Below are 9,534 nucleotides of genomic sequence, written 5' to 3'. Positions count from 1 at the left end.
GCGGCGCCCGCTCGGCGAGCAGCCCGCGCAGCGGCTCGGCCAGCGCCGAGTTGCCGGCCAGCGGCCGCAGGTCGAAGTAGATGCTGGCGTTGAGCAGGTCTTCGGGCGCGCCATGCTCCATCCAGCGCTCGAAACGCTGGCTCCACTCGGCCGGCGTGAGGCAGCACTCCGGATTGGAGGCCATCACGTTGCCCTTGCACAGCGGGTAGCCGCACTCGTCGAGCGCGTCGTTGACCTCGCGTGCCAGTTCCAGCCACTGCACCCGGTCGCGGGCCGGGTCGTCGCTCTCGAACACGAGGCCGTTGTCCTGGTCGGTGGCGATGGTCTGCTCGCCGCGGCCTTCCGAGCCGAAGGCCAGCCAGCAGGCGCGGCCGAGGTCGAGCCCGCGCCGCTGCGCGACCAGTGTCACCAGCCGTTCGGTGAGCACGTCGTTGAGGTGGCTGATCAGCTCGGTGAGCTGCCGGGCGCGCACGCCCTGCCCCAGCAGGTTGCGCGCGAAGCCGCGGATGTCGGCCGCACCCTGGCGCAGCGTGGCCAGGTCGGGTGCGGCGCGCAGCGTGGTGCTGACCTGGTTGAGCGACAGCCGCTGCAGCGCGAACAGGTCGCGCTCGGAGACGATGCTCACCGCCCGGCCGCCCTCGGTGATCGGCACGTGGCGGATGCCATGGCGCGACATCAGCAGCGCCGCATCCTGCGCGGTGTGCTCCACGCTCAGGGTGCGCAGCGGCGCGGTCATCACCGCCTCGATCGGCGTGGACAGCGGCAGCTGCGGCAGCGTCACGCGGCCGAGGATGTCGTGGCGCGTCAGGATGCCCAGCGGCGCGCCGGCGGCGTCGGCCACCAGCACCGAGCCGATGCGGCGCTCGTGCATGGTCGCCAGCGCTTCGGCCAGCGGCGTCGCCGGCGACACGCACACCGGCGCCTTGCGCGGCAGCGAGCCCAGCGGCGCCTCCAGCGACTGCTCGGCCAGCGTCTGCGAGGCGAACGCCGCCTGCAGGCTGCGCCGCGACAGCTCCAGGTACTGCCCGACCCGGCGGTTGAGGAAGTCGGCGAAAGGTGTGCTCTGCGCCGCCAGCTCGCGCACCAGCGCGGCCGGCACGCGCAGGCAGAAGGTGTCTTCGGTGGCCTGGTAGGTGGCGGTGACGGCCCGCTCGCCCAACACCGCGCCGACCGGGAACAGGTCACCCGTCTCGTACTGGAAGCCGCCGGCCGCGTCGGCCAGGCCGCGCCGCCCGGTCACGCTGCCCTGCCGGACGTAGAGCAGTTGCGTGGCCACGCCGGACTCCGGCGACAGCACCGTCTCGTCGGGCGCGTAATACGCCTGCTCGGCCGCGACCACGAAGCGGTCGACCTCGTCGGGCTTCATCTGCGCGAACGGCGCGTGGGCCATCAGTTCGCTGCGCAGGTTGGCCAGCAGGCTGGCCGAGGGCGTCGTGACGGTGTTCATCGTGCCCGCGATCCTACGCAGCCCCGTCAGGCGCGAACCGGGGCTGGATCAAGAATGAAAAAGGCCCCGCTCTCTCGAGCGGGGCCTTGCCACGAAGCCGGAGCTTCAGACTGTCATCAGGCTTTCGACAGCTTCAGGTCGGGGTAGCGCACGTGCTCCACCAGCTCCTGCGTCTGGCGGCTCGGCGCCGGGGTCAGCAGGCTGACGATGATGATCACCGCGAAGCCCATCGGCACGCCGAACAGGCCGGCCGAGATCGGCTGGATGCCCCACCACAGTTCCACCGGCGAGGTCACGCCGAAGATGCTGCGCATCCAGGGCTGCGTCGTCGCCATGTAGTAGAACGTCGTGCCCAGGCCGGCGATCATGCCCAGCGACGCACCCCACTTGTTGGCGCGCTTCCAGAAGATGCCGAGCGTGAGGGCCGGGAAGAACGCCGCCGCCGCGAACGAGAACGCCGCCGAGACCAGGAACAGGATGTCCGCCGGTTTCTGCGCCGCCACCGAGGCAGCCGCCAGGGCGACCACCAGCAGCAGGATCTTCGAGATCATCACGCGGCGCGCGGTCGGCGCGTTCGGGTCGATCATCTTGTAGTACAGGTCGTGCGACAGCGCGTTGGCGATGGTCAGCAGCAGGCCGTCCGCGGTGGACAGCGCCGCGGCCAGGCCGCCGGCCGCCACCATGCCCGACACCACGTACGGCAGCCCGCCGATCTCCGGCGTGGCCAGCACGATGATGTCGCCGCCGATCTTCATCTCCGTCAGCTGGAAGATGCCGTCCTTGTTGACGTCGACCACCGACAGCAGACCCGGATCGACCCGGCTCCACTGCGCGATCCAGGCCGGCAGCTTGTCGAACGGCGTGCCCACCAGCACGTTGAAGACCTCGTACTTGACCAGCACGGCCAGGGCCGGGGCGGTGAAGTACAGCAGGAAGATGAAGAACAGCGACCAGGTCACCGACTCCCGCGCTTCCTTCACCGACGGCGTGGTGTAGTAGCGCATCAGGATGTGCGGCAGCGCGGCCGTGCCCACCATCAGGCAGAACACCAGGGCGAGGAAGTTGCGACGCGACTCGTCGAAGGTCTTCCTGGCCTTCTCGTCGCCGTTCGGGTCGCCCGCGTAGATCTGCGCGTGGTTCGGCATGCCCCCCAGCGGCTTGGCGCGCGCCTCGTTGGCCGCCTTCGCGGCCGTCCAGGCCTTCTTCGCCTCCGCGTCGTTGGCGGGCACCGCGGCCAGCGCCTTCTCGGCAGCCTGCACCTCGGTCACCGGCGCGTTGGCAGCCTTCAGGTCCGCCAGCTTCTGGCTGGCAGCGGCCTTCTCGGCAGCCAACGCGGTCGGGATGTCCTTCAGCTTGGCGGCGTACTCGTCGGCACGGGCCTTGAAGATGGCCACGACCTCGAGTTCCTTCGGGTCGGTGCGCAGTTCGTCACCGCGCTTGGACACCTTCTCCAGCTGGTAGCCGTAGACGGCCTGCGGCACCGGCACGCCGGTCTGCTTCACCGACAGCCACACCACCGGGATCATGTAGGCAATGATGAGGATGATGTACTGCGCCACCTGCGTCCACGTCACGGCGCGCATGCCACCGAGGAACGAACAGACCAGAATGCCGCCCAGGCCGACGAAGATGCCGATCTCGAAGGCCAGGCCCGACAGCCGCGTCGTGATCAGGCCCACGCCGTAGATCTGCGCCACCACGTAGGTGAAGGAGCACAGGATCGCAGCGCAGATGCCGAGGAAGCGCGGCAGGTTGCCTTCATAGCGCGCCCCGAGGAAGTCGGGGATGGTGAACTGGCCGAACTTGCGCAGGTAGGGCGCGAGGAACAGCGCCACCAGGCAGTAGCCGCCCGTCCAGCCCATGATGAAGGCGAGGCCACCGTAGCCGGTGAGGTACAGCGTGCCGGCCATGCCGATGAACGACGCGGCCGACATCCAGTCGGCGCCGGTGGCCATGCCGTTGTAGACGGCGGGCACGCGGCGGCCGGCGACGTAGTACTCCGCCGCGTCCGAGGTGCGGCTCATGATGCCGATGCCGGCATACAGGGCTACCGTGGCGAGCAGGAAGATGAAGCCGATCCACTGGCGGGACAGGCCCAGCTGCTCCAGCACCGCCAGCACGATCACGAAGGAGATGAAGCCCCCGGTGTACCAGCCGTAGACCTTGTTGAGCTGCTGCTTGAAGGCCTTGTTGGCCGCGGCGGCACTGCCGCCGCCGCCCGAATCTAGACTGAAGCCAGCCATGTCATTCCTCCTCGGCAACGCCGTGTTCCTGGTCCAGCTTGTTCATGTAACGAGCGTAGAACCAGATGATCAGCACGTACACGATCAGCGCACCCTGGGCTCCCACCCAGAAGCTGAACGGCCAGCCGAAGAAGTTGAACTGCAGGTCGCGGGCAAAGTACCCGACCCCGTACGTGACGATGAACCAGATCGCCAGCAGGATGCCGGTGATCCTCAGGTTCTTGCGCCAGTACTCGTGATGCCTCTCGCTCAATTGCTGCATCTCAAGTGCCTCCTAGGTTGCCTTCCTCCGGGATCGGCCCGGCCCCTTCTCACACCGCGATGTGGCTTGCGGTTCGTTCGTCGCCTCAGGCCGCGAGACCGGTCTCGCGCTCCAGCTGCGCAGCCACCTTGGGCTCGAAGCCCTTGAGGTGGCGGATGATCTTGCGTGCCTCGTCGGGCTGCTGGCGGTCCATGTGCACGCGTGCCAGCTGGTACCAGCCGTACGGGCTCATCGGCTGCAGTTCGGTGTTGCGCTTGAGCGCCGCCACCGCGTCGTCGTAGCGGCCCTGCTGGATCAGCGTCAGGCCCAGCCCGTACCAGGCACGGTCGAGCTTCTCGTCGAGCTCCAGCGCGCGGCGGAAGGCCGCCTCGGCTTCGGGCAGGCGCGAGGCCGACTCCAGCGTGAAGGCGAGGTTGAACCAGAAGGCAGCGCTGCGATCGGGGTGGGCCGACACCAGCAACTGGTAGTCGGCGATGGCCTCGTCGCGGGCGCCGCGCTGGGCGCGCAGATGGGCACGGCTGGCCAGCGCATACGGATCCTGCGGCCAAGCCTGAATCATCTGGTCGAAGGTCGCCTCGGCCGCCGCGTTGCGGCCGAACACCAGCAGCACGATGGCGCGCAGCTTCAGCCGCCAGTAGTCGAAGCCCGAACCCGAACCATTCACCGACATTGCTCCACCCCGATCTGCAGGCACAGGTTGATCTTGGTGATCGTGGCCACCACCCAGACCATCGCCAGCGCCACGAAGGCGGCCAGCGGCATGTGGCGGTCGATCACCACCTTCGGCGTGACAAGGCGCATGCCCTTGACGAAGGGCTTCGTCATCACCTGCAGCAGTTGGTAGAAAAGGTTGCTGTCGCGCTTCTGCCCGGCGAGCAGGCCGAGCAGGAATTGCCCGGCCAGTGCCATCAGCGCGATCTCCGCCACCAGCTTCACCGCAGACACGAACAGGAGCATCCGACACCCTTGTCAGGAAGGTGCAAGACTGTCCTACGGAAGGGCTTACGGATTTCTGACGGATTCGCCCCGACCGCTCGCTTGTCCTCTCAGGGCAAACCCGAATAGTCGCCGCGGCTGCGAGCTGGTCTACGTGCCCCGCGGCGGAGGGCGCGGAGCCGCCCATGCCAAAATGCACCCCTTTTCGAGACGGACCCCGCCATGGACATCGAACGCATCAACCAGATCGGCAACTCGCTGGCCGACCTGAGCTCGCGCACCGAAGCGCTGCGGAGGTATCTTTGACTACGACCGCAAGGCACTGCGGCTGAACGAGGTCAACGCCGCGCTCGAGAATCCGAACGTCTGGAACGAGCCGAAGCGCGCGCAGGAACTGGGGCGCGAGAAGAAGTCCCTGGAGACGGTGGTCGGCACCATCGACCACCTGGCGAGCAACCTCGCCGACAACACCGAGCTGTACGAGATGTCGAAGGCCGATTCGGACTTCGACGGCTTGGCCGCGATCGAGGACGAGGCGAACAAGCTGCGCGAGATCGTCGAGCAGCTCGAGTTCCGCCGCATGTTCAACAACCCGGCGGATCCGTCCAACTGCTTCATCGACATCCAGGCCGGCGCCGGCGGCACCGAGGCCTGCGACTGGGCGGCGATGCTGCTGCGCCAGTACCTGAAGTACTGCGAGCGCAAGGGCTTCAAGACCGAGGTGATGGAAGAGACCGAGGGCGACGTGGCCGGCATCCGCAGCGCCACCATCAAGGTCGAGGGCGAGTACGCCTTCGGCCTGCTGCGCACCGAGACCGGCGTGCACCGCCTCGTGCGCAAGAGCCCGTTCGACAGCTCGGGCGGGCGCCACACCTCGTTCGCCAGCCTGTTCGTCTACCCCGAGGTCGACGACTCGATCGAGATCGAGATCAACCCGGCCGACGTGCGCACCGACACCTTCCGCGCCAGCGGCGCGGGCGGCCAGCACATCAACAAGACCGACTCGGCGGTGCGCCTGACGCACATCCCGACCGGCATCGTGGTGCAGTGCCAGAACGACCGCTCGCAGCACCGCAACCGCGACGAGGCCTGGCAGATGCTGCGCTCGCGCCTGTACGAGCATGAGATGCGCAAGCAGATGGAAGCGCAGCAGAAGCTCGAGGACACCAAGACCGACGTCGGCTGGGGCCACCAGATCCGCAGCTACGTGCTCGACCAGAGCCGCATCAAGGACCTGCGCACCAACGTCGAGATCAGCAACACGCAGAAGGTGCTCGACGGCGACCTCGACGCCTTCATCGAAGCGAGCCTGAAGCAAGGTGTCTGACGTCCGGGGTTTTCTCTTCGACCTCGACGGCACGCTGATCGACAGCATGCCGTGCCACCACGACGCCTGGGTGGCCTGGCATGCGCGGCGCGGACTGGCCATCGACGCCGACGCCTTCTTCGCCGCCACCGCCGGGCGCTCGAACGACGAGATCCTGGCCGACATGTTTCCTTCAGCGACGCCGGCCGAGCGCGCGGCCATGGCCGACGAGAAGGAGCGCCTGTACCGCGAGTTCGCGGCCACGCGGCTGGCGCTGGTGGCCGGGGCCGCGGCATTCATCGACGCCGCCCGTGCGGCGGGCGCGAGGCTCGCCGTGTGCACCGCCTCGACGCCGGAGAACATGGCGCTGGCCTTCTCGCGCTTCCCGATCCGCGACTGGGTGGAGACCGTCGTCAGCCCCGCCGACGGGCTGCGCGGCAAGCCCCACCCCGACCTCTTCCTCGAAGCGGCGAAGCGCCTCGGGCTGGAACCCCAGCGTTGCATCGTCTTCGAGGATGCGCCGCTGGGCATCGAAGCCGCACGCCGCGCCGGCATGCCGGCGGTGGCGTTGACCACCACCCTGCCCGCCTCGGCCTTTGCCGGCTACCCGAACCTGATCGCGAGCGCGGCGGACTTCCGCACGCTCGACCCCATCGCCCTGACGAAAGAAGACCACCATGCGTGAAGGCATCGCCCAGGCCGTCAAGCGCGCCGACTACGCCGCGCCGGCCTACTGGATCCGCAGCGTCGAACTCACCTTCGACCTCGACCCGGCACGCACCATCGTCGCCAGCCGCATGCGCGTGGAGCGCAACGCCCAGGGCAGCGGCGGCGCGCTGCGCCTTCACGGCGAGGACATCGAGCCGCTGCGCGTACTGGCCAACGGCCAGAGCGTGTCGTTCCGCGTCGAAGGCAACGAGCTCGTCATCGACAACCCGCCGGAGGGTGACTTCACGCTGGAGATCCGCAACACCTGCGCGCCGGAGAAGAACACGCACCTCTCGGGCCTGTACACCTCGGGAGGCGGGTTCTTCACGCAGTGCGAGGCGGAGGGCTTTCGCCGCATCACCTACTTCCTCGACCGCCCCGACGTGATGGCGGTCTACACCGTGACCATGCGCGCGAACAAGGCGCGCTACCCGGTGCTTCTCTCGAACGGCAACCTGGTCGAGCAGGGCGATCTCGACAACGGCCGCCACTATGCGAAGTGGCACGACCCCTTCCCCAAGCCCAGCTACCTGTTCGCGCTGGTGGCCGCCGACCTCGTCGCCCGCGAGCAGCACGTGCGCACCCGCTCGGGCAAGAACCACCTGCTGCAGGTGTGGGTGCGCCGCGGCGACCTCGACAAGACCGAGCACGCGATGAACTCGCTGATCGCCTCGGTGGTGTGGGACGAGGCCCGCTTCAAGCTGCCGCTGGACCTGGAGCGCTTCATGATCGTCGCGGTGGGCGACTTCAACATGGGCGCGATGGAGAACAAGGGCCTGAACATCTTCAACACGAAGTACGTTCTGGCCAACGCCGCCACCGCCACCGATAGCGACTTCGCCGACATCGAGAGCGTGGTCGGCCACGAGTACTTCCACAACTGGACGGGCAACCGCATCACCTGCCGCGACTGGTTCCAGCTGAGCCTGAAGGAGGGCCTGACGGTCTTCCGCGACCAGGAGTTCTCGATGGACATGGCCGGCAGCGCGAGCGCGCGGGCGGTCAAGCGCATCCTCGATGTGCGCATGCTGCGCGAGCGCCAGTTCCCCGAAGACGCCGGCTCGATGGCGCACCCGGTGCGGCCCGACGAATACGTGGCGATCGACAACTTCTACACCGCCACCGTCTACGAGAAGGGCGCCGAGGTGGTGCGCATGATGCAGACGCTGGTCACCTGCGAGGGCTTCGCGAAGGGCATGGCGCTGTACTTCGAGCGCCACGACGGCCAGGCGGTGACCTGCGACGACTTCGCCCAGGCCATCGCCGATGCCAATCCCGGCAGCGAGCTGGCTCGCACGCTGCCGCAGTTCAAGCGCTGGTATGGGCAGGCCGGCACGCCGCACCTGACGGCGCGCGGCCGCTGGGACGCACCGACCCGCACCTACACGCTGGCGCTGGAACAGCACAGCCTGCCCACGCCGGGCCAGGTCGAGAAGCAGCCCTTCGTGATTCCGGTGGCGATGGGCCTGCTGGCGCGCGACGGTCGACCGATGGCGCTGCGCCTCGAGGACGAACCGGCGGAGAAGGCCGCCGAGGAGCGCGTGCTGGTGCTCGACGAGGCGCGCGCCTTCTACACCTTCGTCGACGTCGACAGCGAGCCGGTGCCTTCGCTGCTGCGCCACTTCTCCGCGCCGGTGCGCCTGTTCGACGGCCTGTCCGACGACGATCTGCTGGTGCTGCTGGCCCACGACCCCGACCCGTTCAACCGGTGGGAGGCCGGTCAGCGGCTGGCGCTGCATCGCCTCATCGCCGCGGTGCGCGAAGGCCACCCGCTGCAGCTCGACACCGCCTTCGTCGACGCGATGCGCGGCGTGCTGCGCCACGGGACGCTCGACCCGGCCTTCAAGGATCTGGTGCTGACGCCGCCGACCGAGACCTACGTGGCCGAGCAGCTCGACCACGTCGATCCGCAGCGCATCCATGCCGCCCGCGAAGCCATGGTCCACCAGCTCGCCCGTGACCTGCGCGCCGACTGGGAATGGGCCTGGGAAGCGCACCAGGTCGGCGGCGCCTACTCGCCCGACGCGGCACAGTCGGGCCGGCGCGCGCTGGCCAACCTGGCGCTGCAGATGCTGTGCCTCGACGCCACCGCGCGCGGCGACGTGCTCTGGCAGGGCAAGGCCTACCAGCGCTTCAAGGACGCCGCCAACATGACGGACCGCCAGGGCGCGCTGTGGGCGCTCCTGGCGTCGCACTCGGAGATGGCCGACCTCGCGCTGCAGCGCTTCCACGACCAGTTCCGCAACGACGCGCTGGTGATCGACAAGTGGTTCGTCCTGCAGGCTGCCGCGCCCGAGAAGGACGGCCGCGTGTTCGCTCGCGCCAGGGCGTTGATGAAGCATCCCGACTTCACGCTGTCCAACCCGAACCGCGCGCGCAGCCTGATCCGCACGCTGTGCGGCGAGAACCCTGCCGCCTTCCACCGTGCCGACGCCGCCGGCTACGTGTTCTGGGCCGAGCGCGTGATCGAGCTCGACGCCATCAACCCGCAACTGGCCTCGCGGGTCGCGCGCGCGCTGGACCGCTGGGCCACGCTGGCCGAGCCGTACCGGAGCGCCGCGCGCGAGGCGATCGCGCGCGTGGCCGCACGCCCCGACCTGTCCGACGACGTGCGCGAGGTCGTCACCCGAGC

General features: G+C 68.7%; 8 protein-coding genes. 3 read left to right on the top strand and 5 right to left on the bottom strand.

Annotated features, from left to right (window positions below; all coding sequences use genetic code 11):
* From AB7U92_RS14960 to AB7U92_RS14940, 5 genes are all read right to left on the bottom strand, one after another.
* Positions 1-1,447: DUF294 nucleotidyltransferase-like domain-containing protein (locus AB7U92_RS14960; RefSeq protein ID WP_428578315.1), on the bottom strand; the 1,447-nt coding region annotated here is incomplete at its 3' end.
* Positions 1,448-1,563: 116 nt separating this feature from the next.
* Complete coding sequence (locus AB7U92_RS14955) at positions 1,564-3,690, bottom strand: sodium:solute symporter family protein (RefSeq protein WP_428578312.1); 2,127 nt, start codon at positions 3,688-3,690, stop codon at positions 1,564-1,566.
* A 1-nt stretch (position 3,691) separates the two neighbouring features.
* Positions 3,692-3,952: a DUF4212 domain-containing protein gene (locus AB7U92_RS14950; RefSeq protein WP_428578309.1), complete on the bottom strand. Its 261-nt coding sequence runs from the start codon at positions 3,950-3,952 to the stop codon at positions 3,692-3,694.
* 85 nt (positions 3,953-4,037) lie between these two features.
* Positions 4,038-4,622 carry a tetratricopeptide repeat protein gene (locus tag AB7U92_RS14945; RefSeq protein WP_428578306.1) on the bottom strand — a complete coding sequence of 195 codons (585 nt, stop codon included), beginning with the start codon at positions 4,620-4,622 and terminating at the stop codon, positions 4,038-4,040.
* Entirely contained in the window at positions 4,613-4,909 is a 297-nt protein-coding gene (locus AB7U92_RS14940) for a hypothetical protein (RefSeq protein ID WP_428578303.1), read from the bottom strand. Before AB7U92_RS14940 ends, AB7U92_RS14945 begins: the two co-directional genes overlap by 10 nt.
* Before the next feature lie 201 nt (positions 4,910-5,110).
* Between AB7U92_RS14940 and prfB the strand changes: the two genes are divergently transcribed.
* The 3 genes from prfB to pepN form a co-directional block, all read left to right on the top strand.
* Positions 5,111-6,215, top strand: a protein-coding gene (gene prfB / locus AB7U92_RS14935; RefSeq protein ID WP_428578300.1) for a peptide chain release factor 2 whose coding sequence is annotated in 2 segments (ribosomal slippage) — positions 5,111-5,191 and positions 5,193-6,215 — 1,104 coding nt in all. Because the reading frame shifts where the segments join, the coding sequence is not laid out codon by codon here.
* Entirely contained in the window at positions 6,208-6,879 is a 672-nt protein-coding gene (locus tag AB7U92_RS14930) for an HAD family hydrolase (RefSeq protein ID WP_428578297.1), read from the top strand. The genes prfB and AB7U92_RS14930 overlap by 8 nt, the downstream gene beginning before the upstream one ends.
* Positions 6,872-9,534 (top strand): aminopeptidase N (pepN, locus tag AB7U92_RS14925; RefSeq protein WP_428578295.1); only part of this gene is annotated, 2,663 nt, incomplete at its 3' end. The genes AB7U92_RS14930 and pepN, both read left to right, overlap by 8 nt.

This window comes from Piscinibacter sp., from assembly GCF_050175855.1.
Taxonomy (GTDB): domain Bacteria; phylum Pseudomonadota; class Gammaproteobacteria; order Burkholderiales; family Burkholderiaceae_C; genus Piscinibacter.
Note: the sequence above shows the minus strand (reverse complement) of the source record. Positions and strands in the feature narration are given on the sequence as shown.